The sequence below is a fragment of the Shewanella carassii genome (genome assembly GCF_002777975.1).
GTDB classification, from domain to species: Bacteria; Pseudomonadota; Gammaproteobacteria; order Enterobacterales; family Shewanellaceae; genus Shewanella; species Shewanella carassii.
The window spans coordinates 422-26,986 of the sequence record NZ_NGVS01000003.1 but is presented as its reverse complement, the minus strand read 5'-3'; the positions used below and the strand labels follow the sequence as shown (position 1 = coordinate 26,986).

General features: G+C 54.7%; 24 protein-coding genes. 14 read left to right on the top strand and 10 right to left on the bottom strand.

Annotated elements, in window-relative coordinates; all coding sequences use genetic code 11:
• Nucleotides 1-53 precede the first annotated feature (53 nt).
• Complete coding sequence (locus tag CBE72_RS00340; RefSeq protein ID WP_100141819.1) at nucleotides 54-2,588, bottom strand: TonB-dependent receptor plug domain-containing protein; 2,535 nt, start codon at nucleotides 2,586-2,588, stop codon at nucleotides 54-56.
• Between the two features lie 206 nt (nucleotides 2,589-2,794).
• Between CBE72_RS00340 and CBE72_RS00335 the strand changes: the two genes are divergently transcribed.
• From CBE72_RS00335 to CBE72_RS00300, 8 genes are all read left to right on the top strand, one after another.
• The gene (locus tag CBE72_RS00335) at nucleotides 2,795-3,535 is read left to right on the top strand and encodes a DUF3450 domain-containing protein (protein WP_100141818.1); all 741 of its coding nucleotides are present in this window, start codon (nucleotides 2,795-2,797) and stop codon (nucleotides 3,533-3,535) included.
• On the top strand, nucleotides 3,532-4,860 hold the full coding sequence (locus CBE72_RS00330) for a MotA/TolQ/ExbB proton channel family protein (RefSeq protein ID WP_100141817.1): 1,329 nt from the start codon (nucleotides 3,532-3,534) through the stop codon (nucleotides 4,858-4,860). The genes CBE72_RS00335 and CBE72_RS00330 overlap by 4 nt, the downstream gene beginning before the upstream one ends.
• Nucleotides 4,857-5,351: a MotA/TolQ/ExbB proton channel family protein gene (locus tag CBE72_RS00325; protein ID WP_100141816.1), complete on the top strand. Its 495-nt coding sequence runs from the start codon at nucleotides 4,857-4,859 to the stop codon at nucleotides 5,349-5,351. The genes CBE72_RS00330 and CBE72_RS00325 overlap by 4 nt, the downstream gene beginning before the upstream one ends.
• A gap of 3 nt (nucleotides 5,352-5,354) precedes the next feature.
• Nucleotides 5,355-5,762, top strand: a complete 408-nt coding sequence (locus CBE72_RS00320) for an ExbD/TolR family protein (protein ID WP_025011347.1) — start codon at nucleotides 5,355-5,357, stop codon at nucleotides 5,760-5,762.
• Complete coding sequence (locus CBE72_RS00315) at nucleotides 5,731-6,390, top strand: energy transducer TonB (RefSeq protein ID WP_157929011.1); 660 nt, start codon at nucleotides 5,731-5,733, stop codon at nucleotides 6,388-6,390. The genes CBE72_RS00320 and CBE72_RS00315 overlap by 32 nt, the downstream gene beginning before the upstream one ends.
• Entirely contained in the window at nucleotides 6,374-7,564 is a 1,191-nt protein-coding gene (locus tag CBE72_RS00310; protein WP_100141814.1) for a tetratricopeptide repeat protein, read from the top strand. Before CBE72_RS00315 ends, CBE72_RS00310 begins: the two co-directional genes overlap by 17 nt.
• A 127-nt stretch (nucleotides 7,565-7,691) precedes the next feature.
• A complete protein-coding gene (gene ric / locus CBE72_RS00305) occupies nucleotides 7,692-8,393 on the top strand; it encodes an iron-sulfur cluster repair di-iron protein (protein ID WP_100141813.1) in 702 nt (233 codons plus the stop codon).
• Nucleotides 8,394-8,457: 64 nt separating this feature from the next.
• Nucleotides 8,458-8,973, top strand: coding sequence for an AlbA family DNA-binding domain-containing protein (locus CBE72_RS00300; RefSeq protein ID WP_100141812.1), 516 nt, complete (start codon nucleotides 8,458-8,460; stop codon nucleotides 8,971-8,973).
• Here the strand turns inward: CBE72_RS00300 and CBE72_RS00295 are convergent.
• The 8 genes from CBE72_RS00295 to lptM all read right to left on the bottom strand — a co-directional run bounded on the left by CBE72_RS00295 (nucleotide 8,943) and on the right by lptM (nucleotide 14,712).
• Nucleotides 8,943-9,527, bottom strand: coding sequence for a HupE/UreJ family protein (locus tag CBE72_RS00295; RefSeq protein ID WP_100141811.1), 585 nt, complete (start codon nucleotides 9,525-9,527; stop codon nucleotides 8,943-8,945). The genes CBE72_RS00300 and CBE72_RS00295 overlap by 31 nt on opposite strands.
• A 119-nt stretch (nucleotides 9,528-9,646) precedes the next feature.
• Nucleotides 9,647-10,117 carry an Sbal_3080 family lipoprotein gene (locus tag CBE72_RS00290; protein ID WP_100141810.1) on the bottom strand — a complete coding sequence of 157 codons (471 nt, stop codon included), beginning with the start codon at nucleotides 10,115-10,117 and terminating at the stop codon, nucleotides 9,647-9,649.
• A 79-nt stretch (nucleotides 10,118-10,196) separates the two neighbouring features.
• On the bottom strand, nucleotides 10,197-10,913 hold the full coding sequence (locus CBE72_RS00285) for an HAD-IA family hydrolase (RefSeq protein WP_100141809.1): 717 nt from the start codon (nucleotides 10,911-10,913) through the stop codon (nucleotides 10,197-10,199).
• Nucleotides 10,913-11,809: a tyrosine recombinase XerC gene (gene xerC / locus CBE72_RS00280; RefSeq protein ID WP_100141808.1), complete on the bottom strand. Its 897-nt coding sequence runs from the start codon at nucleotides 11,807-11,809 to the stop codon at nucleotides 10,913-10,915. Before xerC ends, CBE72_RS00285 begins: the two co-directional genes overlap by 1 nt.
• Nucleotides 11,809-12,444 (bottom strand): DUF484 family protein, encoded by a 636-nt coding sequence (locus CBE72_RS00275; protein WP_025011355.1) that lies wholly within the window; start codon nucleotides 12,442-12,444, stop codon nucleotides 11,809-11,811. Before CBE72_RS00275 ends, xerC begins: the two co-directional genes overlap by 1 nt.
• Complete coding sequence (dapF, locus tag CBE72_RS00270) at nucleotides 12,441-13,268, bottom strand: diaminopimelate epimerase (RefSeq protein ID WP_039034028.1); 828 nt, start codon at nucleotides 13,266-13,268, stop codon at nucleotides 12,441-12,443. The genes CBE72_RS00275 and dapF overlap by 4 nt, the downstream gene beginning before the upstream one ends.
• Before the next feature lie 49 nt (nucleotides 13,269-13,317).
• The gene (gene lysA / locus CBE72_RS00265; protein WP_100141807.1) at nucleotides 13,318-14,562 is read right to left on the bottom strand and encodes a diaminopimelate decarboxylase; all 1,245 of its coding nucleotides are present in this window, start codon (nucleotides 14,560-14,562) and stop codon (nucleotides 13,318-13,320) included.
• Entirely contained in the window at nucleotides 14,563-14,712 is a 150-nt protein-coding gene (gene lptM / locus CBE72_RS20205) for an LPS translocon maturation chaperone LptM (protein WP_162887842.1), read from the bottom strand.
• A gap of 80 nt (nucleotides 14,713-14,792) precedes the next feature.
• Here lptM and cyaY point away from each other — a divergent pair, with 80 nt between their 5' ends.
• Nucleotides 14,793-15,122, top strand: coding sequence for an iron donor protein CyaY (gene cyaY / locus CBE72_RS00260; protein ID WP_025011356.1), 330 nt, complete (start codon nucleotides 14,793-14,795; stop codon nucleotides 15,120-15,122).
• 14 nt (nucleotides 15,123-15,136) lie between these two features.
• Here cyaY and CBE72_RS00255 read toward each other — a convergent pair whose 3' ends face one another.
• Nucleotides 15,137-17,560 carry a class I adenylate cyclase gene (locus tag CBE72_RS00255; protein ID WP_100141889.1) on the bottom strand — a complete coding sequence of 808 codons (2,424 nt, stop codon included), beginning with the start codon at nucleotides 17,558-17,560 and terminating at the stop codon, nucleotides 15,137-15,139.
• Between the two features lie 202 nt (nucleotides 17,561-17,762).
• Here CBE72_RS00255 and hemC point away from each other — a divergent pair, with 202 nt between their 5' ends.
• From hemC to CBE72_RS00230, 5 genes are all read left to right on the top strand, one after another.
• Nucleotides 17,763-18,692 (top strand): hydroxymethylbilane synthase, encoded by a 930-nt coding sequence (hemC, locus tag CBE72_RS00250; protein ID WP_100141806.1) that lies wholly within the window; start codon nucleotides 17,763-17,765, stop codon nucleotides 18,690-18,692.
• Nucleotides 18,693-18,704: 12 nt separating this feature from the next.
• Nucleotides 18,705-19,433, top strand: coding sequence for a uroporphyrinogen-III synthase (locus CBE72_RS00245; RefSeq protein WP_100141805.1), 729 nt, complete (start codon nucleotides 18,705-18,707; stop codon nucleotides 19,431-19,433).
• A gap of 51 nt (nucleotides 19,434-19,484) precedes the next feature.
• Entirely contained in the window at nucleotides 19,485-20,594 is a 1,110-nt protein-coding gene (locus CBE72_RS00240; protein ID WP_100141804.1) for a uroporphyrinogen-III C-methyltransferase, read from the top strand.
• Entirely contained in the window at nucleotides 20,591-21,760 is a 1,170-nt protein-coding gene (locus CBE72_RS00235; protein WP_100141803.1) for a heme biosynthesis HemY N-terminal domain-containing protein, read from the top strand. Before CBE72_RS00240 ends, CBE72_RS00235 begins: the two co-directional genes overlap by 4 nt.
• Before the next feature lie 273 nt (nucleotides 21,761-22,033).
• The coding region (locus CBE72_RS00230; protein WP_100141802.1) for a retention module-containing protein at nucleotides 22,034-26,565 on the top strand (4,532 nt) is incomplete at its 3' end.

Genomic DNA, 26,565 nt, shown 5'->3' with positions numbered 1-26,565 from the left:
AAAATCCATCAATAGCAACGGGCGGCCGCTGGGCCGCCCGCCAAAGGGTCTGCTTAGTATTCGTAGTTCAACTGCAACCAGAACTGACGCCCCGGTTCATAGTTGAAATAGAGCTGTTCCTGGTGAACAAAGGAGTCGTTGGCATTTTTACGGTTGAGCAGGTTGTAGATCTCCACCGACACAGAGGCGCCCTTGGCAAACTCAGGCTGCCATTGCAACTTGGTATCCCAACGGAAGGTCGAGGCGTAATCCACTTTGGCGTACTTAACCAGATCCTTGCCGGTCTCGGGATCGCGGAAATAACCGTTCTGATCGCGGCTGGCCTGCTCACGGCTGGAGGTCCAATGCAGCAGGTTATACCAGGTGAGGCCGTAGTCATCGAACTCGTGGGTCAGTTCCAGATCTATCTTCCAGGGCGCATTGAAGTCGGTGGCCGGTAAATCGGCCGCGGCAATGACCTTGCCGTCATACCAAACCTTATCGGCATCCACATTGAGACCAGATTCGAAATAGCTGTAACCCTGATCTTTTGGGGTGTTGCTCTCGGTTTCCTGCCAGGCGACCGAGAACTTGGCCTGGTGATTGGCACCCCAAAATTGAAGGGTTTCCCGGTTCATCAGGGTGAAGATCACGCTGTCATGGCTGGTGCTGCCGCTGTTATCGAAGGTTCGAATGGCGCGTTGTTCATAGTCATCAGTGCCGGGATACTTATAACGGCTGCGCACTTCATCGCGGCCGTTGCGGTGCACATAGTTCAGCTTCCAGATGCTGTTGCCCCAAATCTGTTGAACACCGGCAGTAAACTCGTCGTTATAGGGCGTTTGCAGCTCTTCCATTCCCTCATAATCCCGGGTCGACATCCAGTCGTTGTCGGCAGAGTTGGGCTTACAGTCAAAGTAACAATGTACCAGGCCACCGTTTTGGCCGCTGTAGAGGGCGTAAGTCAACATGGAGCGACCATAGTAACGGTTGGCCCCGGCGGTCAGCAGGGTGTTGCCATCGCCAAACAGGTTCCAGCTGCTGCTGAACCTAGGGGCCAGGTTATTGCGATTGACAAAGCCGTCGTGATCCAGCCTTAGACCAGGCCTGANGCTGCTGAACCTAGGGGCCAGGTTATTGCGATTGACAAAGCCGTCGTGATCCAGCCTTAGACCAGGCCTGAAGCTGAAATCGCCCCAGTTGATCACATCTTCAACATAGAGGGCGTACTGGCTGTGAGTGCTCTTGTATCTGCCTTCCAAAAAGGCATCGAGGCGCAGTTGTGACCAACCCATCATCTCCAGGCTGCCATCGTAGTTGTTGCGGTAGTAAGTCTTGTCCCGGTTGAACTCGGCATCGGTGTAACTGGCCTCGCCCCCCAGGGTAAAGGTGTGGCTCATACCGGCCCATTTGAGGGGATCCCATTTCCACTTCAGCTTGGCGGTACTGGTTTCCTGGGTAGAGTCCAGATCGCCCGGGCCTCCGGAGGAGTAGGAGCGATTGCTCTGCCAGTCCATCAATTGCACCCAGTAAGTCTGCTCGCCGGCACGCTTGTCTGTCATGCGGTTATAGTTGAGCGACAACTCCAGTGTCGAAGCGTCAAAGCCATGCTCTATCTCCAGGGTAGAACTGTAGCCCTTGTGTTCATCGCGGTAGTCTGAATTGGCCACCCCGTTGAAGAACATGTCCGCCTCATAGGCCGAATAGGCCAGCGACAGATGCGCCGTGGTGCGTGGTGACGCGTACCAGGTAAACTTGCTGAACAGGTTGTCTGAGGTGCGCCGCTGATGCTTGAGGCCGCCGCCTGTCTTGAACGCCACCAACTCACCGTTGGCATCCAGTCCCACGGCGGTAGCAGGTACATTCATCATGGGGATTTTCGACTCACGCCGGGAAACCGAAGCCACAAAACCCAAGTCGTTGGTAATGCCGGTTTCAAAGCTCAGGCCATAGTTGCGCTTGCTGTAATCCGTCTGGAATCTGGCCGGTTGTGACAGATCATTATTGGCCGAGTCAAACTGCAATTTGTCATCTATATGCACCTTGTTCCAACTGGCATCCGTTTGGCGGAAATAGACGCTGGCGGCAGTTTCCCCTTGCCAACTGCGGGTTGTTGCATCCACTACCCCGCCGGTAAAGCCACCGAATTCCACCGGGATATTGGCATCATAAAGGGTCACGCTGTCTATCAGGCGGCTGTCGACATACAAGCCCTGCTCGTCGCTGGACAGACGGGCATTGGTGACCACGCTGCCATCGACCGGATCCAGGTCGTTGTTGATGCTCATGCCATCGAGCAGGAAGGCATTTTGATAGGCATTGCTGCCGTGAATGGAAATGTCGGCGGGTTTGATCTCCCCCTGATTCAGACTGCTGTTGGCGCTGTTGGAAAACTGCACCGCCGGATTGGACCTGAGCAAGTCGGTCAGATTACCGTCACCAGTTGGGCGTTTTTTGATATCTTCCCGGGTCAGGGTTTCATGTTGGGTCAGGCCATTGTCGGCCTGCTCTCTGACGATTATCTCCTGTTGATCAGCCACATCAACCTGTTGCGCCTGAGCTACCGGCACTAATGCCAGACCACAGACTACAGCCGCGTGTTTCTTCATCCTCAATCCCTTTATTGTTAAAAAAACAGCGATGCCGGTGCTGAACCCGCACCACTAAAGTGTGAGGTTGGCCAAAATAACTTGATCAAATACAAATGACAATTGTTATCATTACTATTTGTTGATAATGTCTCAAATCATGTCAACATTCTGGTGATCATGTGAGTAAAACCACAGCATTCCAGACAAAAAATATTTTCATTCAGATGTTTACTAAAACAGCAGTATCTGTCTTGGCCGCCTGGGTATTACAGGTGGCGGCCACGCCGAGTGACCTCAACGAGATCCACAGGGCCGACCGTCAGGGATTAAAAGCCAGCCAACAAGCTCAGCAAGTCATAGAAAAACTCGATGATGAGCAGCAATCGTTGATCCAGGAAAACCGCCAACTCAAGCATGAAATCCAACTGGCCAGCCATTACCAAAAGCAGTTGCAACAGCAGATAGGGCAGCTGCACTCTGCTCTGGAGGAGCTTGGCGAGCAGCGTCGGCAGCTGCGCCAGACCCGGATGCAACTGGCCCCGATGATGGACGAAATGCTGCTATCACTCACGCAACTGGTGCGGGCCGATCTGCCATTTCAGCAGCAGGAACGGCAACAGCGTCTCGATAACTTGCAACTCCTGCTGCAAAGCGCCGAATTGAACCAGGGCGAGAAACTGACCCGGCTGTTGGACGCCTATCAGGTGGAGCTCAGCTACGGCTACAGCGTGGAGAGCTGGCAGGGCAAACTCGGTGACGGTCGGCTGGTGAATTTTCTGCGCACCGGGCGCCTGGGGTACTTTTTCCTTACCCTGGATGGCAAGGCCGGTGGCCGCTGGCAGGGAGATAATTGGCAGGCGCTGGCGCCTGAGCAGCTTGGCAATGTCGCCGCTGCCATCCGAGTCGCCTCCGGAGAAGGCATACCGGCACTGTTGCAACTGCCTCTGATTACGGAGGCATTATGAGTTTATTGTCTTCCCTCACTCGCCAGAGCATGATGCGTCCCGCATTACTGTGGGCGCTATCGCTGTTGTCGCTCTCATTATCCCTCCCCTGCCAGGCCGAGAGTCTGCAACAGGTGCTGGAGCAGGTTCGCAGTGGCAGTCGCCAGGAACAAGTGGCCGCCGAGCGACAAGAGAACCTGAGTCGTCAGAGCCTGGAGCAGGTACGCAGTAACCATAAGAAACTGCAGCAGCAACTCACCCGGACTCAGGCAAATAACTTGGAACTTGAAGACCAACTGCTGGCACTGCAGCAAAGCCTTAAGGACAAACAGGCCCAGCTCAACGCCGAGAAAGCCAGTCTCGACGGGGTGTTTCGCGCCATCCAGGAACATGAGCAGTTGCTGCTCACCACAGTGGCACCCCACAGCCTCTGGCGCCACGACAGCAGCGGCCTTGCTGAGATACCCACTGACCAACTTGGCCTGCAGCGACTGCAGGCGCTTTGGAGCGCATTGACAGAACAAAGCGTATTGGCAGCCAAACCCATAGTGCAAAGCAGCGAAGGCCTCAATGCCGATGGCACCCCAGTGCTATTGAATGTCACCGAATATGGGCCTTTCAATGCCCTCAGCGATAAAGGCTGGGTACGCTACTTGCCGGCGCAGCAAAGCTGGCAACTGCTGGCTGAGCAGCCAAAGCTATCGCCCATTCAGGGGAGTGTCTGGCTCGACCCCTCATTTGGCAAGTTGCTGCAACAGGCGGCAAACGCTAACGGCTGGTTCGACAAGCTCAAACCGGCAGGAATAGTCGGCGTCTTTATCGGCCTGATAGCCCTGATAGCCTCAGGCATAGCCCTGAACCGCCTGTGGATACTGCGCCGCGAAAAACGGCGGCTGACCCAACAGCAGGCCAGCCAGCAAGTCAAGAGTGACAATGCCCTCGGCCGGGTGATGTTGGCGGCAACCGATTGCCCCGAGGAGCAACTCGAAGCGCGGCTCAACGCCGCCGTACTCAGCGAAGTCCCCCGCCTGACCCGTGGCACTGGCACCCTGGCGGTATTGGCGGGGATCCCACCACTACTGGGGCTTCTGGGCACGGTTGGCGGCATGATTGAAACCTTCGATGTGATCACCCGTTTCGGCAGCAACAACACAGAGCTGCTCTCGGGTGGCATTGCCGAGGCACTGTTGACCACCCAGCTGGGACTGATGACAGCCATTCCGCTGCTGTTACTGCACTGCGCGGTCAAGAGCCAGAGTCGGCAACTGACCCAGATGCTTGAGCAAGAAGCGGCTGCCCTGGTGGTATTACAGCGCTTTGGCGACACAGGTAACCCCGGTCAATGAGCGCCTTCTATGATTTTGTGCTGCAAGCCGGCGTCATCGTTTGGCTGATACTGCTGCTCTCTTGTCTGATGTGGTATCTGCTGCTGAAGGGCTTTAGCCGTATTCGCCGCCTGAGCCCCGGCTGGCTGGATGATGCAAATCAGTTGAGCGTCAGGCTTACGCGCTATGACTTATGGCAAAAGGCACAGCTGCAACAGGCCTTTCTCAGCCGCGCCGCCCTGAATTTGAACCGCGGACTCGACTGGATAGATTCATTGATAAGGATACTGCCGCTGCTGGGGCTCTTGGGCACTGTCGATGGGATGATCAGCAGTTTTGCCGAGCTTGGGCAACTCGATGTCCAAAAACAGCTGTCATCCGGGATCAGCTCGGCACTGCTGACCACATTGGCAGGCTTGGTGACCTCTCTGTCCGGACTCTATCTGGCCTATCAGCTCAAGCAGAGCAATCAGCGGTTGCTGGCGGAGCTGCGCCGAATACTTTCGGAGTAACTGATGCAATTCAAACACACAGATGATCAAGGCACAGAAGCCAATGTCGATCTCACCCCCTTGATAGACGTGGTATTTATCCTGTTGATCTTCTTTATTTTATCGGCGTCATTTCAGAAGACCCAGTCGCTGGAGCTGGAACGCCCCACGGCTCAGGTACAAGACAATCAAGATAAGCGCGCCATCTTAATCAGCATAGACAAACACAATGTGATCTGGCTGGAGCAGCAAGCCGTCAAGGCGGTTGAACTGCCCGCCAGACTGAAACACACGCTGGCAAGTTCAGAGCAGAGTTCGGCCATTATCGAAGTAGATAAGCATGTCACCAGCGGCAAGCTCATCGAAGTGGTCGACAAAGTACGCATCGCAGGAGTCAATAATGTGGCCGTCGCAACCCAAGACCCCAGCTAGCCAAACAGGACTGGTTTTCACCAGTGCCATACTGATCAATCTGGCATTGGCCAGCCTGATCTATGCCCTGACTCTGGGACAGGGCGCTGCGCCGGCTAAACGGGTCACATTGGGCGGAGTCTACTTTCCCGAAAGGCAAGATAGTAAGCCGCAAGAGCCCTTGCCTGAGGTTCGCCTCAGCTCGGCGCCGCTGACATCCTCGCCACCGCCTCCACCCATGACACTGGATCTCAGCGCGCTGGATGCCAACACGGGTATTCCAGTGCCGGATCCCCTGTGGCCAACGCCGGATGATATTCATCAAATCCAACCACCAACGCTGAATTTCAGCCCAAGCGGCAGCGCCCCCGGCAATACCATGCAAGCCAGTATCGCCATGGCGCAGGTGGTGTTTCAAATGCCGCCCGAATACCCGCTGCAAGCCAAACAGCGGGGCATTGAAGGACAGGTGACTCTGGATTTAGCGATCAACCCGGACGGTCGGGTGGAAGATATCAAGTTGGTGGATGAAACCCCCAGCGGCGTGTTTTACCGCTCGGCTTCCAGGGCCGTGCTCAGGTGGCGCTTCGCGGCGCCCAAGCAGCTTCAATGGCAACGGATAGTGATCAGATATGAACTTGAAAAATAGCCTGTTGTTTTGCTGCATTCTGTTCAGCGCGCCGCTGCTGGCGAGCAATGCACTGCAACGTTACCAACAACTGCAGTTTCAATTGCATCGGGATCCGGCTGCGGCGCTCAAGGCGATTGAAAGCTTTCAACGTCAGTATGCCGAAGGCAGCGACAACGAGCAGCAGATGGCGGCCTACCTGCATCTGCAGGCCTGTATCAGTCTCAAGGACTACCAGTGCGCCGCGCAGCAAACCCGGCTGTTGCTGACTTTACCCGTCACACCATTGCAGCAGCGGGATCTCTATAAACTGGGAGCCCAACTGAACTACCAGCAAAGCGAATACCGCCAAAGCCTGGAATACAGCAAGCAATGGCTGCAACTGGCGAGCAAAATCATAGAGCAAGAACAAGAGCTCAAACCCGGCGCCACTGAATTTGCCACCATGCACTCGCTGGCCTCCTACGCCGAATTTCAGTTGCAGCAGCTGCCAAGGGCCACTGAACAGATGCGTCTGGCACTGGATTGGGAAGTCACCGAAACCCGGCAACACTTTCTGCAGTCTCTGTATCAGCGGCAGCAGCGTTTGGCGGAAGAAGAACAACTGCTGAGGCAGATGATCGCCGCCTATCCGGATCGCCCCCTCTACTGGGAACGCCTGGGCCATAACCTGCAGCAACAGGGGCAAGAGCGGGAATCACTCAATGTCCTCAGCTCGGCCTACAAGGCAGGGCAGTTACCCACACGCAGCATTCCGCTGCTGGCACAGTTATTGATGCTGCATCAGGCCCCCGGCCGGGCGGCAGATCTACTGGAGCAACACAGCGAGGCACTGGCACAACACTCCAGCTATAAGCCGCTGTTATCTCAGGCTTATCTGTTGTCACGCCAAAGAGACAAGGCGCTGCGCCTGCTGCAGAAATCAAACGAAACCCAAGGACAAAAATCTCTGCCGCTGCGGGCACAATTGGCTTACAGCCTAGGGCAATGGCCGCTGGCACAACAGCTGTTGTCACAGCTACGGCAGCAAGATGCAGATAACCGCTACTGGCAGCTGTTGCTAGCCCTGAGCCACTACGAAGCCGGGCAGTTACAACAAGCCAAAACCTTGCTTAAAGCGATCGACCAGGGAGAATACCAGACGACGGCGGCTCAGTGGCTGAATCAGATAAACTACCTCACGGACAGCCCCTGAGGCTCTAGCCGATTTGCTGCAAAATGTGATTAACCAAGCAAAACAGTCAAGTTTTATTGGCCTAAGCTTGGATGTACTTAAAGATGCTTTTATTATGCATGTAAATTGGTAATACAGAGAGCATCCTATGTCAGCGCAAATCCTCCTCGAACGCAGAGTCGGCGAACTGGTCGCCGAAGACTTCCGTAACGCCCATGTTTTCAGCCGTTTTGGTATCGACTTTTGCTGTGGCGGTGGCCGTTCATTGGCATCGGCCTGCGAGCGAGCCGGCGCCGAGCCTACCGAGGTGTTGCACGCCTTGAGCCAACTGGCCGCAGAGGGCACACCGGACGATGCCTTGGCCAAATTGCCACTTGGTGAGCTTATCGAGCATATCGAAGCGACCCACCACAAGTACATACGCGATACCGCACCGCTGCTGCTGGAATATGCCCAGAAGATGGTACGAGCCCACGGTGAGCATTATGAAGAGATCAAGCCCTTGGCCGGTTGGATCCGCGCCCTGATGGACGACCTCTTACCCCACCTGCAAAAAGAGGAACAGATACTGTTTCCGGCCATTCGCGCCCTGAGTCAGGGGCAAGAGTTCAACGCCTGTTTCGGCCATATAGGCAATCCTATCCGGGCAATGGAATATGAGCATGATGAGGCGGGACAAATTCTGGCCAAGCTGCAGCAGTTGACCAATCACTACCAGGCTCCTGAACATGCCTGTACTACCTGGCGGGTATGTTATGCCACCTTGGCCGAGTTTGAAGCCGATCTGCACCGTCACATCCACCTGGAAAATAACCTCTTATTTCCCAAGGCTCTGGCACTGGTGAATTGAGGGCTGTTCAAATCCCGGCTGACTTGCTACAACTGCAGTAACAGCAGTAAACAAGGAGTCAGTCATGCCGGTTACAGGTTTCATTCTGGACGATATTGAAAATCTGCGTGAGTCCGCCGCAGTGGAGTTCAAGCTCGCCGCCGGACGCCATGGCAAGGGCGCACTGCCACAGGCACTGTGGGAAAGCTACAGCGCCTTTGCCAATACCAATGGTGGCGAGATCATTCTCGGTGTCAGGGAGGAAAAGGGCGAGTTTTTTATCGAAGGGATAGCCGAGCCCAGGCCCCTTATCGATGAAGCCTGGAAGATCCTCAATAATTCGCAAAAGATCAGCGCCAATATTCTTGGCCCGGCCGACATTCAGCTAATAGAACTGGCCGGTAAGCAGTTGATCCGCTTTCGAGTACCTCAGGCCGACTATAGCCAGCAGCCCATCTATCTAGGAACAGAAGCGATTGGCGGCACCTATATCAGGGTCGGAGATGCCGATATGCGCGCCAGCCCGGCGCAGGTGAAACGCATGTTAAGACGTAAGCAGAGACACAGTGCTCAAGCCAGCCACAAATCCAGCATCAAATAACTTCCCACCAGAGCGATAGCCGAGCCCATGAGTTGCACCGCACGTTTACGCTTGCCATCCGGGTTTATCAAACTACCGATGATCACCCCGGCCACATGAATGGCCGCCGTTCCCAACAAAAAGCCCATGGCGTAAATACCCGGCCTGGCCAACTCGGGCATTTCGACGCCGTGGGCATAACCATGAAATAGCGCAAAGACACCGACAAAGGCCATAGCAAAAGAGATAGGCATCTCGCGATTGAGCACTATGGCCAGCCCCAAGAGCAGCACCGACAGGGCTATGCCGGGTTCAACGAAGGGTATAGGTGTAGCAAGCATGCCAGTGATGGCGCCCAACCCCATAAAAAACAGAAAGGCCAGCGGTACAGACCAGATGGCGCGGTGCCCCAACTGGGTACTGAGAATACCGACACTGAGCATGGCCAACAGATGATCAAACCCCAACACGGGGTGATTGAAACCATCCCAGAAACTCCCATCCGCATGCAGCTCGTGAGCAGAGATCGGCAGACTCAACAGCAGCAATAGCAGCATGATTATTCGGGATGGCATAGGTTAAACCTCAGAGCACAACGGCAAGAAGCTATACACTAACATCAAGTCAATGTTAAAAAAATGATAAGAAACTAAAAAGCGCGCTTTGATACGCGCTTTAATGGTGAGAAATTGTTTCAGGGAGCCAGAGTCAGTGGCTGTGCCCAGGAAACCCGCGCCTGTTTCTGTTGGATCAATTGATTGATCAGTTCACGGATCTTAGGTTCGGCATCAATGAACTTGTTCATATTGGCTCCGCCCATCCGGGCATCATAGATAGCCTGACCATCGAGTCTACCCTGGTGATACACCTTAATCTCGGCGTAAACCATATAAAGCGCCAAGTCCCATGCCCAATTCGCGCTGTAGGTTGCAGTCCAATCACATTGATCGGCGGCGTTTAACTCTTGAACCAGTCGATAGCGTATCTGTTTTTCACGCAACACCTTCTCTACTTCCTGCAAGAAACCTTCCCTCACCTGCGGGTTTTCCAGAATACAGAGGCCTACATCTTGATGCAGTGCCACGGGGTCGACCTGTTGTTTGATGGAGCAAGCACTGAGTCCCAAAAAAGATGTAAGCAGTAGTATGGCGAGTCGTTTTGTCATTTTCTTCTTATCCATAGAGGTAGTTACAGCCCGGCCGGGCGCAGCCAATCTACTCAGAAAACACAAAAACGCAACAAAATCACAATAGAAGTGCCAATTCACTCAGAGAATGGAGCCGAATGTGAGGCAGCAGGGTATTGGCCGCTTTGCAGTTGTCACCGGCAAATGCCGGATTGAGCCAAGCAGCCTGACAACCGGCCTTACGGGCACCTGCGACATCAGTCAGCGGGTGGTCGCCGACATGCAGCAGCGTCTCAGAGGGTAAAGCCAGGCGCTCGGCGGCCAACAGGAACATATCTCCCCAAGGTTTGCGTCTGATGCCATTGCCCGGATGCAGCACAAATTCCAACATCTCTCCCAGACCAATTCTGCCGGCATCCACATTGCCATTGGTGATCCCAACCAGGCGAAAACGCTCAGCCAATTGCGCAAGTAAGGCGAGCACTTCCTGTGACACCCTAAAGTCGCTGCGCCGCTCAAGGAACAAGGCCAGACCCGCTTTCGCGCCCAGTTTTGCCTCGTTTTTCTCATATCCCAGCATCTCCAGCCCGGTTTGCAATAGCGCCAATCGCGCGGCACTGGTGTCATGGGTCAGCTCGGCTTGCTGCCGCAACAGCTGGCGCTTCAATGTCCGCCAGTCTGCGGCCTGCCAATTGCCGCTCCGGGGGTATTCTTTGGCCAGCCACTCGAGCAATGCGCCTTCGGCGGCGGCGATAATGGGCCGATTATCATAGAGGGTATCGTCGAGATCAAAACTGATGGCTTTGATAGCGCCGGGGCGAAGAAACACCTGCATCACTTGTCCTTTTTGGCTCTGGGGTGAGCGCCGTCATACACCTTGGCCAGATGTTGAAAGTCCAGACTGGTATATATTTGGGTGGTCGCCAGATTGGCGTGTCCCAGTAGCTCCTGCACCGCCCGCAAGTCGCCGCTGGACTCCAGCATATGGGTCGCGAAGGAATGCCTGAGTTTGTGAGGATGCACCCTGGCGGATAACACCTGCTCCTGCCCCCAGCGCGCCATGCGCGCCTGAATACTGCGATGCGCCAAGCGCTTGCCCTTGGCGGTCACGAACAGCGCCTGATCTTCACAGGGAATATCCCGGCGGTAATCCAGCCATTGTTGCAATGCGGCAATGGCGACCGAGCCCACCGGCAGCAGCCGTTCCTTGCCACCTTTACCCATCACCTTAATTTGCTGCTGGGCGAAATCCAGTTGCGGTACATCCAGCGAGGCCAACTCGGCCAGACGCAGCCCTGAGGAGTAACACAGCTCCATCATCGCCTTGTCACGGGCACTGAGGGGATCTGTCACCTCAATATCCAGCAGATGACTGATGCTATCGGCATCGAGATTCTTGGGCAGCGGCTTATTCTGTTTCGGGGCGCTCAGTTGCCGGGCGGGATTACTCTTGACCAGCTCTTCGAGCAGCAGAAATTCGTAGAACTGCTTGACCGCCGACAGGCACAGGGACAAAGAGCGGGGGCTGAGCCCCTGACGGTGTAACTTGGCCAACACAGCACTCAACTGGGGATCGGTTACCTGATCCCAATCAATATCCTGCGGCAACAGCCCGGCAACCCGTTGCAGTTCGCGCAGATAGTTGCGGGCTGTGTAAGGAGACAGTTGCCGCTCGGCACTGAGATGGCGCTCGAAGCGGCCAAGCCAGGGAGAATCCTGTTTAACGGCCATCAGAGCTTGGGCAGCAGATGGTCCAACAGCTGCCGCAACTGATCCAGCAGCATATTGTCCATCTCCGGATGGAAGTGGGTCACATCGGCACTGGCGATAGCAAAGATCACCTGGCCATTTTGTTCCGACAGCCGTGCCAGTGACACTGAGCCGACTTCAGAGCCGAACAAACGCTTGGACTCCTCCTTGGTCAAGCGACCAAAGTAATAGCCGTGCTGCAGGCGCTTACGCCAGATGGCCGAGAGTTCTGAGTCGATATCATGCACGGTAATCAGGCGTACATGGCTGAAGTTAAAGGCTTCTTTAAGCTCGGCGCACAACACCTGCCTAAGCTCGCCCATATCTTCGCAATCGAGCAGCTTCAATGAAAGCTGGGTGTTAAAGCGGAAGATTTTCTCATTGCGGCTGGCCATGCCAAGCAGCGCGGTGATCTCCTCTTCCAGCTGCTGTACCCGGCTGCGCAGCAGCTCCTGCCGCCGCTCCACCAGAGAAACTGTGCCACGCTCGCCGTGGGGCAGACGCATAGCCAACAGCAGCTCGGGGTGACGGCAGAAAAACTCCGGGTTATCCAACAGATATTCACGGATGATCTGCTCATCGAAAGGTGGATTGAGCTTAGCTTTGGCGTCTGTCATATCTGTATCTGTCCGTCGTATACCTGTTCGGCCGGGCCTGTCATCCACAGCGGCTTGCCCTCACCGTCCCATTTGATTGTCAGGGTGCCGCCGGGCAGGTCGACCCGCACTGTATTGCCCAGCTTACCCTGCAGTTGGCCCACCACAGCAGCCGCACAGGCACCACTGCCACAGGCCAGGGTTTCGGCGGCGCCGCGCTCATAAACCCTGAGCTTGATATGACCCTTGTTGAGCACCTGCATAAAGCCGACATTGACCCCTTTGGGGAAGCGTTCGTGATTGGTCAGCTGCGCGCCGATAACATCGACATCCGTGGCAGCCACATCCTCGACTTCCAGCACGCAGTGGGGATTACCCATGGAGACGGCACCGCAGAGGAAGGTTTGCCCTTCGGTAGGCAACAGGTAGGTCTTTTCGGCCTTTTTGGCTTTAAAGGGGATCCGCGCCGGATCCAAGATAGGTACGCCCATATTGACGGTGACATTGCCATCGCGCTCCAGGCGCAGGGTCATCTTGCCGGATGAAGTGCTGACCTTGATCTTGTATTTCTGGGTCAGGCCCTTGTTGCGAACAAAGCGGGCAAAGCAGCGGGCGCCGTTGCCGCACTGTTCGACCTCGCTGCCATCGGCATTGAAGATACGATAATGAAAGTCCAGATCCGGATCATAGGGCGGCTCGACCAGCAGCAGTTGATCGAAACCGATACCGAAGTTGCGGTCGGCCAGGCGCCGGATCTGCTCCGGCGAAAAGTACACATTCTGAGTCACGCCATCGACGACCATAAAGTCGTTGCCCAGACCATGCATCTTAGTGAAGTGGATCAAGATTACTCCTAGGTTCCAACGCCTACAGCGGGAAAGTACTCACACTAGTTTACGGCAGCAAGTGCTCACCTTGCCACAGTTGTTCCAGCTTTTCCCGTTCACGCACCAGATAATGTTCACTGCCATCGACCATGACTTCGGCCGCTCGCGGACGGGTGTTGTAGTTGGAGGACATCACAAAGCCATAAGCACCGCTGGAACGCACCGCCAGCAGGTCTTTAGCTTGCAATACCAAGGCGCGTGATTTACCCAGAAAATCCCCGGTTTCACACACTGGGCCGACTATGTCGTATTCCCGGCTTTCACCCTCTCTTGGCTGCACCGGGATAATCTGCTGCCAGGCGCTGTAGAGTGACGGGCGGATAAGGTCATTCATGGCACCGTCCACTATCGAAAAATGCTTGCCGGCATTCTCTTTCTGGAACAATACCTGGGTGACAAAGATCCCGGCATTGGCGGCAATGGCCCTGCCCGGTTCGAAAATTAGCTTCAGTGGTCGTTCACCCAGACGCTCGAGCAATGCGGCGGCATACTTGTCCGGTTGTGGCGGGGTTTCTTCACCATAGGTAACTCCCAGACCGCCGCCCACGTCCAGATGCTCAATCACTATGCCTTTTTCTGCCAGCCTATCGATCAATGCCAGCATTCTGTCCATGGCATCGAGAAACGGCCTGAGTTCAGTAAGCTGTGAGCCGATATGGCAGTCGGCGCCCTTGATGACCAGGTGCGGCAAGGATTGCACCTGCAGGAAGGCTTCCTCGGCTTCATCCATGGCGATGCCGAACTTGTTTTCTTTCAGGCCGGTGGAGATATAGGGGTGAGTACCGGCATCCACATCCGGGTTGATCCGCAACGAAACCGGCGCCTGTTTACCCAAAGAGCCTGCCACTTCGTTGAGCAGTTCAAGCTCGGCGCGAGACTCGACATTGAAGCAATATATGCCCAGCTCCAAAGCCAGTTTCATTTCCGCCGCTGTCTTGCCGACACCGGAAAACACCACCTTGGCCGGATCGCCACCTGCGGTGATTACCCGGGTCAGTTCTCCGCCTGAGACAATATCAAAGCCACTTCCAAGACGCGCCAACACATTGAGCACCGCCAGATTGGAGTTTGCCTTGACCGCATAGCAGATAAGGTGCGGATGAGTGGCCACGGCCCTATCAAAGGCATGCCAATGGCGCTCCAGTGTCGCCCGCGAATAGACATACAAAGGCGTACCATATTGAGCCGCCAAATCGGCTACGGCGCAGTCTTCGGCATACAGAGCCTGAGCTTGATACTGAAAATGATCCAATTAGTTTTCCTCTGTCGATTGCTGGGGTTGCTCGGTTTGTTCCGCCTGGGATTGGTTGTCCGGCAGATCCGGGCTCTTGTATAGCGCGCCTTTTTGACCACAACCAAGCAGCAACAGGCTAGCAAGCATCAGGGATAAAAACAGTCTCATTTTACTCAACATCTGGGCAGCAGGATTACATTAGCCTTATAATCGCATTCATCTTGATGAAAGCAAAGGACAGATATTCCATGGCCATGACAGATACCGAATATCATCAGCTCGCCGATGAAATGTTCGACCGGATAGAAACCGCAATTGAGAATGCAATCGATGAGCAGGATGCCGATGTTGATATCGACGCTTCAGGCAATGTGCTGCAGCTCGAGTTCGCCGACAGCTCCAAAATCGTGATCAACAAGCAGGAGCCGCTGCACCAGATCTGGGTAGCAACCCGTTTCGGTGGTTATCACTTTGGCTATGTCGACGGTAAATGGATAGATGAGCGCAACGGCGGCGAGTTTATGCCCTTCGTCAGAGAGTCCATCAGCCGCCAGGGCGGAATAGAACTGTCGTTCTGATGATTTAGGGGCGGTCAGAACTCTGTCTGCGCCGCCCTTGCCGTGACCCCGAAAGGCACCACGTCCAGGTTGCCGTTTTGACGCACCAAGCGGAAAAACTGCGGAAAGTTGAACTGATTTTTAAGGTTCAGGACTTCACCGAAGGCGTAATGCTGAGTAACAGTATTCACCAATTCACTGACATCCGGATTGCTGTGCACATAGTGGCTCAGACCATTTCCTTCATCCAGTACAAACACGTCCAACTCGTCTTCCCGGCTGCGCAGGAAATACTGGATCACCCCCTTCACCGCATAGTTCTGGATAACCTCGGGCACCTTGACCCAAGGGTCGTCGGCAAGCTCGGGCCTTGGCAAACTCTGTAGTTCGCCTCTGGCCAACTGACGATAGAGGGACTTTACATCGCTAAGATCCCGGTAACTCATGCCCTTGGCATCGAAAAACAGGCCATATTTCTTTTCACCCAGTTGCAGTGGCTGCACCAGGGTCTTTGAAGGACAGGCATCTCTTATCAGCCGGTGCACCTGCTTGAGAATATCCACTACAGTTTGTTCCAACTGAGACTGCAGCTTTTGCGAGGCGCTGACGACATCAAAGGCCACTTGTTGTGGCGCCCTTCTCATGCCTGGAGTGGCAAAGGCGATGGCCTCCAATAGCGCCTGTTCACCGCTAAAGCTGTGACAATGCCATTCGCCCCAGGAGTTGAGGCTCATCAGTTGCACCGAACCCAGCAGGCTAGCTGCCGGTTTGCCTGTCGCCAACAGGTTGCTGCCCATGAGTTCCAGCATCAAGCTTTGGCCCTGCCAATGTTCGCTGGGATCCTGCTCCAGATTGAGGATCCACACTAATTTGCGATAGTGCCAAGGCTGACACAGATCCAGTTTCGACACTCGCCACTTCTTGTCTTCGGTGTAAGGCAGTAGCCGTTCGACCACTTGATTGAGACGCCGGCAGCGCAGACGACCCGCGCCGTATTCAAACCAACGACTGCTGGCGGTTGCCACCCCATTGAGGCAGGCCCAAATCATCAAAGAGGCGGCATCATCGGCCTGATAGATGGCTACTTCGCCCATAAACTGCCGCGGCTCCGGCGACAGACGATAGAGATGACAGCGACCATCCTGTTCGCTGCGGACTATGGTCAGATTCGGCTCTGCCAGCGACTGACTCCAAAGCCGGTTGAGCCGTAGGATCTGCTGCTTGTCCTCACTGAAATAGGTGTGTAACTTGCGGGTCAACAGCCCCAAGTCTTCAATTTTAAAGTACTCACTCAGCCTGTGGGTCGAAGCGAAATGCAACAGGGTTTGATAGCTGGCCAGCATCAACTCGTTGAGCTGGGCATTGAACCACTGCAGTTGGCCACTGTGCCAATGTTCACAATCATCCAGGGTCGTCAGTAGACTCTGAGGCCATTCCCACTGTTCTACCAACTGCCTGAGTTTGTGGTAACGCCAATCGTGATACTGTTCTGTATCAGTCAGCCTGATACCACATTTGAGGTAAAAGCAACGCCGTACAATTTCCAGTCGCCGCCTATCGCCCACTTTGAGCAGATAAGACTCTATATATTGATACAGGAGTAAGTAGGCATCGTTGGCGTTGGAAAAGTCACCGGCCAGAGTTCTCAACCACACCCACTCGCTGACCAGATTGGTTTGTGGGTAATTACTGGCATAGGCTTCCAACAGCAGTACCTTGAGCAGGGCCTTGTGCGGCTTGTCCAAGCCTTTGTAGAGCTGCCATAAAGAGGCACCAAAATACTCATTGGCGGGTAGTTGGTGCACATCACCAAGAAACAGAAAATCGCTGCAAGGCTCGGCATTAGGCCACCAGGCGACCGTCTTGCCTGCTAGGCGAATATGACTGCGGTAGAACTCTTCTAGCAGTAACCAATGCTGGGCGCTGCCGCTGTGCTCATGCCCCAACAGCTCCCATTCGGCGTCCTGATGACAGGCATCATCACGGCAAAATTGCCGCGGATGTACCAGATAAAAGTTCACCTCGAATTGAAAACCAGCAAACCACTGGGTAAGTTTTAGGCTCTTGTCCCTCAGTAACTCTACTTCTTCCAGGGTCAGCCCTGCGTCATAGACCAACCAAACATCCACATCACTCTTGGGATTCTGGCCAAAACTGGCGGTGCTACCCATCACGTAAACCCCTTCCAATACCGGGCTGACATGCGGTGAGTCTTCAAGCAGTGGCAGCTTGAGGGTAGCGAGCGACTCCTTAAACGAGATGGTATTTGAGAATCCCTTGATACCACGAGGCGTCATGGGACCATTGTATCCGGGCAAGCGGTTGTGATGTTGATGCAACAATAGCGGAATAAGATTAAACAGATGCCGCTGTAAGGGAGAGAACAGCGCTTGAGCACGGGCCAGACGCACTCGGTTGAGGCGCTCGGCGCATTCGGCATATTGTCGCTGACGCTCGATCATCAGAATTTCACTGTTCCTGAAGCAGTTAGATGATCATGCTAACACTTTTATGCCGACAGGCAAGTAATGAGATCAAGATCACACTATTTGACGAAAATTTAACGTGCCCACTTCAAAGATTGAGCAGCGCTCAGTGCCATTCTCCAATAGGCAATGTTAGCATTGGCGCATTTAATGTACTCTCACGGAAAAGACTGGCATGTCAGAAAATCGCATTCGCATAGCAACACGTAAAAGCCCTCTCGCCATGTGGCAGGCAGAATTTGTCAAAGCCGAACTGGAACGCATTCATCCCGGGCTGACAGTAGAACTGCTGCCAATGAGCACCAAGGGGGACATTATTCTCGATACCCCTCTGGCCAAAGTGGGTGGCAAGGGTTTGTTTGTTAAAGAGCTGGAAGTCGCCATGCTGGAAGACCAGGCGGATATCGCCGTACATTCCATGAAAGATGTGCCGGTCGATTTCCCGGAAGGCTTGGGGCTGGAAGTAATCTGTGAACGCGAAGATCCCCGTGATGCCTTCGTCTCCAATAAGTATAAGTGCATCGATGAACTGCCTCAGGGTGCGGTTGTCGGTACTTCAAGCCTACGTCGTCAGTGCCAACTCAGAGCCCGTCGTCCGGACCTGATAATCAAAGATCTGCGCGGTAACGTGGGAACCCGTCTGGGTAAGCTGGACGCCGGTGAATATGATGCCATCATTCTGGCCGCTGCCGGGCTTATCCGCCTGAAACTGTCGGAGCGTATCGCCAGCTTTATCAGCGCCGAAGAATCACTGCCGGCCAACGGCCAAGGCGCTGTCGGCATCGAATGCCGCACTGACGATGAGCGGGTAAAAGCCTTGCTGGCACCGCTTGAGCACAAAGAAACCCGCTACCGCGTACTGGCAGAAAGGGCCATGAATACTCGTCTGGAAGGCGGTTGTCAGGTACCTATCGGTGCCTATGCCGAGATCCAGGACCAACAGCTGACATTGAGAGGTCTGGTGGGTAATCCAGACGGTTCTGAAGTGATCTCTGGAGTGGTAAGTGGTCATCAGGACGAAGCGGTAGCCTTGGGTAACGCCCTGGCAGAAGAACTGCTGAGCAAAGGCGCCAAAACTATATTGGATGCCGTTTACGGCAAATAACAAGGCGGCACCATGAGAGTGTTGTTGACGCGCCCCGAGGGGCGCAATCACGCCATGGAAAAAGCGCTGACAGAAAGAGGGATACCTTTTATGGTGACCCCTCTGCTGGCAGTCGAGGCCATGGAAGACAAAACTATTTCCCCTACCGAGGTGCTGGACGCCGACATTATTGTGTTTGTCAGCACCAATGCGGTGCATTTCGGTACTCAGGCACTCAATGCCCCCTGGCCGTCACACATTCAATATTTTGCCGTCGGCGAAGCGACTTTCGAGGCCTTTGCGCAATATGGTATCCACGGCCATAAGGCTCCGGATGACAACCAACAGACCGAGGGCCTGTTAACCCTGCCAGGACTGCAACCCGAAGCAGTAAAACACAAGCAAGTGGTCATAATTCGCGGTAACGGTGGCCGGGAAGTACTGGGACAAACACTCCAGCAATATGGTGCTTCAGTCAAGTTCTGGGAAGTCTACCGCCGCACCTGCCCCGCCTACGATGCAATACAACTGGTCAAAGAATGGCAAGCCTTCGGGATAGACACCATAGTGCTCAGCAGCGCCGAAAGCCTGATGAACCTTATCCGACTGCTGCCAAAAGAGTATTTTGCTTGGCTGCAAGCATGTCATATTATAGTTCCCAGTATTCGGGTGGTAGATAAGGCCGTGGTCGCCGGATTAACTCAAGTGACCGATGCCACGGCAGCCAATAGTAAGGCCGTACTCAAAGCATTGAGGCTCTAGTTTTCCCCCTCCCGATTTCCAGCCCTATTGTCGCGTTAAAGGACTGCATTAATGGATAACAGTAAGCCAGAAGTCGGGAGCGATACCCCCGCACTGCCTACCCAAACCTTGGGTACCACAGAGCAAGAAACTCCAGCGGAGACAGCCAAGCGCAGCTCATGGCCACTGAGACTGACGCTGCTATTGAGCCTGTTGCTGGCACTGCTGGCCTGCGCCATAGGTGCTTATCTCTTTTGGCAACTGCAGCAACAGCAAGCCGCCAATGCGCAACTGACAACTACCCTCGAACAGGTCAAACAAGCTCCTGAGTCCAGATTACAGGCACTGGAGCAGCAACTGAGAAGCGACCTGCAGCAAAATCAACAGCTGCAAGGTGCCATAGCCCAACTGAGCGATGCCCAGCAGCAGATGCAAAACCGTATCGCCACTCTGGCACAACGTAGTCCCAACCATTGGATGGCGGCAGAAGCCGAATACTTGGTGCGGATGGCGGGACGTAAGCTGTGGCTGGAGAAAGATCCGCAAACAGCAACCGGCCTGTTACAAGCCGCCGATGAGCGTATTGCCGCCATGCAGGAGCCATCTCTTATGCCACTGCGTCGAGCCCTCGCCAACGATATTGCAGCGGTCAGCGCCATCAAGAATACCGATATCGCAGGAACTGTGTTCACCCTGGATGGCATTATCACCAAGCTGGACAAGCTGCCACTCAACCGTGTCGGCAGCCAGCAAATGGAGCCGGAAACAGAAAACAAGATGTCTGACTCCATTGGAGATTGGCAAAGCAACTTGGCCAAGACCTGGAGCGCACTGAAGGAAGACTTCTTCACTATTCGCAAGATAAGCTCAGATATCACTCCGCTGCTGTCTCCCCAGCAAGAATGGTATTTATTCGAGAATATCCGCAATAAACTACTACAGTCGCAACTGGCCCTCTATCAATATGATGAGCTCAACTACCGCCAGTCATTGGCCATGGCTCGAAAGTGGATCCAGCAATATTTCGATCTCGACGATCCACGCACCGAAGAGGTGCTGACCGCAATCAATGCTTTGTCCAGTCTGCAACTGGATCCCGTTAATCTGACCAAATTTGAATCCAGCGCCCAGCTCAAGCAGTTGGTCACCTATGGTGAACTCATGCCGGGGGCGGAACTATGATAAGAGTACTCATCTATCTGGTGATTATTCTGGCTGGTGCCTGCCTTAGCCCGCTCTTAGCCGGGAAGACGGGCTATGTCTATATCGCCTTTCTGGACTGGCAACTGGAAACCAATCTGCTGTTTGCCGTTATGGCACTCATCATCTTCTTTGCCCTGTTGCAGCTACTGGAATGGCTGCTTGTCACTGTGCTGAATCTGGTGCTTAGCAGTCGCTACCTGCCGCGGCGCTGGCGCCGCAATGCCGCCCGCAAGCACACTCTTACTGGTGCCCTGGCACTGGCAGAAGAAGATTGGCCTGCGGCCGAAAAGGCGATGCAAAAAGGCGCCGAAGCCGGTGAACTGCCTGCTCTTAATTATCTGGCTGCCGCCAGAGCGGCCCAAAGACAGTTCAAGAATGAACAGCGGGATGAATACCTGAATAAGGCGGCCCAGTTGCCACTGGCGACCCAAGCCGTCACCACCACCAGAGTGCGCTACTACATGCAGCAAGGCGAGCTGGAAAAAGCCCGCGAGCAGCTGGACAAACTGCAACCCAGCAGCAAGAGCAAGGCACCGGTACTGCAGCTGGCACTGGAGCTTTACCAGAGCCAGCTGGACTGGCAGGCTCTAAAACTGTTATTGCCGGCGCTGCGCAAAAAGCAGATCCTCGATAGTGAAGAATACGAGCTCCTGAACCAGAGGGTAAATAACGCTTTGCTGGCGCAGGCGGCCCTTCGCAGCGAGCAAGAACTGGAAAAATGTTGGCACTGGCTTAGCCGCCAGGAACGCAGCCAGCAACCCAATATGGCGCAATATGCATTGGGTCTGGCCGGCTTCAACCGCCGTGACGAAGCGCTGAAACTGCTGAATAAGGCCCTAAAGAAAGAGCCTTGCTCCGCTGTACTTGAAGTTTTGCCGAAAATTTTTGAAGCCCAAGACAACGAAACCCTGAAGCTGCTGAAAAATTTGGAGCCCAAGCTCGAAAATCATGCCGACTACCAACACTGCATGGCTCAAATCCATGAGCTCTGCCGTGAATTCAGTCTGGCCCGAGCCGCATGGGAACGCTTGTGTCACTTGCTGCCGCGCAAGGAGTATTGGCTGGCCTTGGCCAAACTTCAGGAACAGTTGGCCGATCATCAGGGAGCCTTCAATAGTTACAAACAGGCCGCCAAGAGCAGCTAATCGCTAGACCTTTTCGTAATAAAAAAGCCACTATTTTAGTGGCTTTTTTATTACGAAAAGCAAAGTCACTTTCTCATCATCTGTAACCTTATGAATGGGTGGTAAATTCCCATATCTAAAATCAATCAGCCATTATTAATCTGCAGCCAGCCTTTAAAGACAGGCATTTGACAGCCTTCGTTTCAACCCCAGACTTAATATTAGAACTTATAACTGACGCTTATGGTCTTGAGTACCTTGCCGTCAGTATTTGCGTGCAAAGGAGTATGAGTTATGGGCGTCGCAATCAGCAAGCAAGACGCAGTTGTCACCAATTTGGTTGGACAACTCAAGGCCAAGGACGAAAATGGCAATATCCGCGATCTGAGCATCGGGGATCTCATCCGCAATGGTGAAGAGATCATCTTCACCGCGAACGATACCTTCACTATCGAATATGCCGATGGTACCAGGCTGACAGAGCAAAATGCACAACCCAGCGCTCAACCTCAGCCAGATGCCGTGGCCGCAGATGTCGCCCAATTCGCCAATGAAGGGGTCGATGCCGAAATAGCCGCACTGCAGGCACAAATACTTGCAGGTGACGACCCTACCGCAAACCTGCCTGCTACCGCAGCTGGTGCCGGGACAACAGGTAACCAAGGTGATTTCGGTTATGTCGCCGTAGACAGGGACGGCTCTGAGTTATTGGCAAGTGCAGGTTATGACACCAGTGGTTTCGATCAAACCGCCATTACCACTCAAGAAGAGATACTGCTTGAGGATCTCCCCTTGGCTGGCCCAACACTCAGCAGTAGCGCAGCCACACTCTCAGATGCCAACCTGCCGACAGGAACCACTCCATCACCCGCCGCCTTGACCCAAACCGGTAACTTGAGTTTTAGCGCTGCGGCCGGCGTGGCAAGCTTGACCCTAGATGGGATTGCCATTGTCTCTGGCGGCGTATTTAACGGCCCTGTCAGTATCAATACTGAATACGGTGTACTCACCATCAACGCCGTTGACCTGATAAACGGCAATATCAGCTATAGCTTTACCCTCAATTCTGCGGTTGACCACAGCTCAAGTGATGACTTCTCGCAGGCTTTCAACCTGATATTGACCGATCTAGAAGGAAACAGTGTCGGTAATACCCTTACCATCTCGGTACTGGATGACGCTCCAAGCGGCCAGGATGACATCAACAGCGTAGATGAAGACTCACTACTAGCCATTAGCGGCAATCTGCTCGACAACGATGTTCAGGGCGGCGATACCGCACAGGTAACAGCCGCTGGCAGTGGCAGCAACCTTGATAATGCCGTATCCAATCAAAGCCAGGTTTCAGGCAGCTACGGCCTGCTGACCCTCAATGCCGATGGTAGTTACAGCTATCAAATTAACTCTGCAGCGCAAGCCGTTCAAGCGCTCGCTCAGGGAGAATCCCTGACGGAAACTTTCTCCTATCTGCTGACCGATGCCGATGGCGATACCAGCATCCAGACCTTGACTATCACTATCACAGGCACCAATGATGTGCCGGTGATCAGCACGCCTCAGCCGGGTGAGGCCGATGGTGTTGTACGAGAAGCCGGTCAGTTTGATGACGGCAGCATAGACCCTGGCACCCCTAGTGTCAGCGGACAACTGAGCGCCAGCGATGTGGATAATGGTGCCGTGCTTATTTGGTCCGGCAGTGCCGACAGCCCACTTGGCAGCTTCAGCATAGATGCCGTCACCGGCGCCTGGAATTATCAGCTCGATAACGCCGCCGTTGATGGTTTACTGGAAGGCGAAATTCGCACCGAGACCTTTACGGTTAATGTGACGGATGAGTTTGGCGCCAGCGCCGAGCAACTGGTCACTATTACCATCATAGGTACCAATGACGCCCCCATTCTCAGCGCCGATAGCAGTGGCAACCTCACCGAAGACGTTGATGTCATCAATGGTATGCTCAGTGACAGTGGTGCCTTGAGCTTCACCGATGTGGATATTGGTGACAGCCATGTTGTCAGCAGTAGCTACAATGGCGATGCAAGCTGGAGCGGCGGCGCCCTAGATCAAGCGACCCAAGATGCGCTAGCCCAAGGCTTTAGCGCCGACAACTCCGGCTGGAGCTATGACATCGCCAACAGCCTGGTGCAGTTCCTCGCCGTCGGTGAAACCATCACCTTAAGCTTCACACTGACGGTCACCGACGCCTTTGGCGCCAGTGATTCACAGCTAGTCACTCTGACTATCAATGGCACCAACGATGGCCCGATAATTAACCCTCCTGGCGAGGGCGATGCCGACGGCACTGTGCGTGAAGCCGGTCAATTTGACGATAGCAGCGTCGATCCCGGAACTCCGGGTGTCAGTGGCCAACTCAGCGCCAGCGATGTCGACAACGGTGCAGATCTGACTTGGTCCGGTAGTGCCGACAGCCCACTGGGCAGCTTCAGTGTTGATGCCGCCACCGGCGCCTGGAATTATCAGCTCGATAACGCCGCCGTTGATGGTTTACTGGAAGGCGAAATTCGCACCGAAACCTTTACGGTTACTGTAACGGATGAGTATGGCGCCAGCGCCGAACAACTGGTCACTATTACCATCATAGGTACCAATGACGCCCCCATTCTCAGCGCTGACGCAAGTGGAGCCGTCATTGAAGATCTGGATGTCATCAATGGCATGCTCAGCGACAGCGGCAGCTTGAGCTTCACCGATGTGGATATTGGTGACAGCCATGTTGTCAGCAGCAGCTACAACAATGATGCAAGCTGGAGTGGCGGCGCCCTGGATCAAGCCACCCAGGATGCGCTGGCAGCCGGCTTCAGTGCCGATAACTCCGGCTGGAGCTATGATATCGCCAACAGCCTGGTGCAGTTCCTCGCCGTCGGCGAAACCATCACCTTGAGCTTCACACTAACAGTCACCGATGCCTTTGGCGCCAGTGATTCACAACCCGTCACTTTGACCATCACCGGCACCAATGACGCACCTGTGCTGAGCATCGACATGAGCGGCGCAGTCACCGAGGATATTGATGTGCTGGCCGGGATGCTCAGCGACAGCGGCGATTTGAGCTTCACCGATGTTGATATCAACGACAGCCACAGTGTCGGCAGCAGCTATAACGGCGATGTACTCTGGAGCGGCGGCGCCCTGGATCAAGCCACCCAGGATGCACTGGCGGCCGGCTTCAGTGTCGATACCTCCGGCTGGAGCTATGAGATTGCCAACAGCCTGGTGCAGTTCCTCGCCGTCGGCGAGACCATCACCTTAAGCTTTGATGTCACGGTCGATGATGGCAACGGCGGCACCGATACCGATACCGTCACAGTGACCATCACCGGCACCAATGATGCACCGGTGCTGAGCATCGACATGAGCGGCGCGGTCACCGAGGATGTTGATGTCGTGGCCGGGATGCTCAGCGACAGCGGCGATTTGAGCTTCACCGATGTCGATATCAACGACAGCCACAGCGTCGGCAGCAGCTATAACGGCGATGTACTCTGGAGCGGCGGCGCCCTGGATCAAGCCACCCAGGATGCGCTGGCGGCCGGCTTCAGTGTCGATAACTCCGGCTGGAGCTATGAGATTGCCAACAGCCTGGTGCAGTTCCTCGCCGTCGGCGAGACCATCACCCTGAGCTTTGATGTCACGGTCGATGATGGCAACGGCGGCACCGATACCGATACCGTCACAGTGACCATCACCGGCACCAATGATGCGCCGGTGCTGAGCATCGACATGAGCGGCGCAGTCACCGAGGATGTTGATGTCGTGGCCGGGATGCTCAGCGACAGCGGCGATTTGAGCTTCACCGATGTTGATATCAACGACAGCCACAGCGTCGGCAGCAGCTATAACGGCGATGTACTCTGGAGCGGCGGCGCTCTGGATCAAGCCACCCAGGATGCACTGGCGGCCGGCTTCAGTGTCGATAACTCCGGCTGGAGCTATGACATTGCCAACAGCCTGGTGCAGTTCCTCGCCGTCGGCGAGACCATCACCCTGAGCTTTGATGTCACGGTCGATGATGGCAACGGCGGCACCGATACCGACACCGTCACTGTGACCATCACCGGCACCAATGACGCACCTGTGCTGACCATCGACATGAGCGGCGCAGTCACCGAGGATATTGATGTCATCAATGGCATGCTCAGCGACAGCGGCGATTTGAGCTTCACCGATGTTGATATCAACGACAGCCACAGCGTCGGCAGCAGCTATAACGGCGATGTACTCTGGAGCGGCGGCGCCCTGGATCAAGCCACCCAGGATGCGCTGGCGGCCGGCTTCAGTGTCGATAACTCCGGCTGGAGCTATGACATTGCCAACAGCCTGGTGCAGTTCCTCGCCGTCGGCGAGACCATCACCTTAAGCTTTGATGTCACGGTCGATGATGGCAACGGCGGCACCGATACCGATACCGTCACAGTGACCATCACCGGCACCAATGATGCACCGGTGCTGAGCATCGACATGAGCGGCGCGGTCACCGAGGATGTTGATGTCGTGGCCGGGATGCTCAGCGACAGCGGCGATTTGAGCTTCACCGATGTCGATATCAACGACAGCCACAGCGTCGGCAGCAGCTATAACGGCGATGTACTCTGGAGCGGCGGCGCCCTAGATCAAGCCACCCAGGATGCACTGGCGGCCGGCTTCAGTGTCGATAACTCCGGCTGGAGCTATGACATTGCCAACAGCCTGGTGCAGTTCCTCGCCGTCGGCGAGACCATCACCTTAAGCTTTGATGTCACGGTCGATGATGGCAACGGCGGCACCGATACCGACACCGTCACGGTGACCATCACCGGCACCAATGA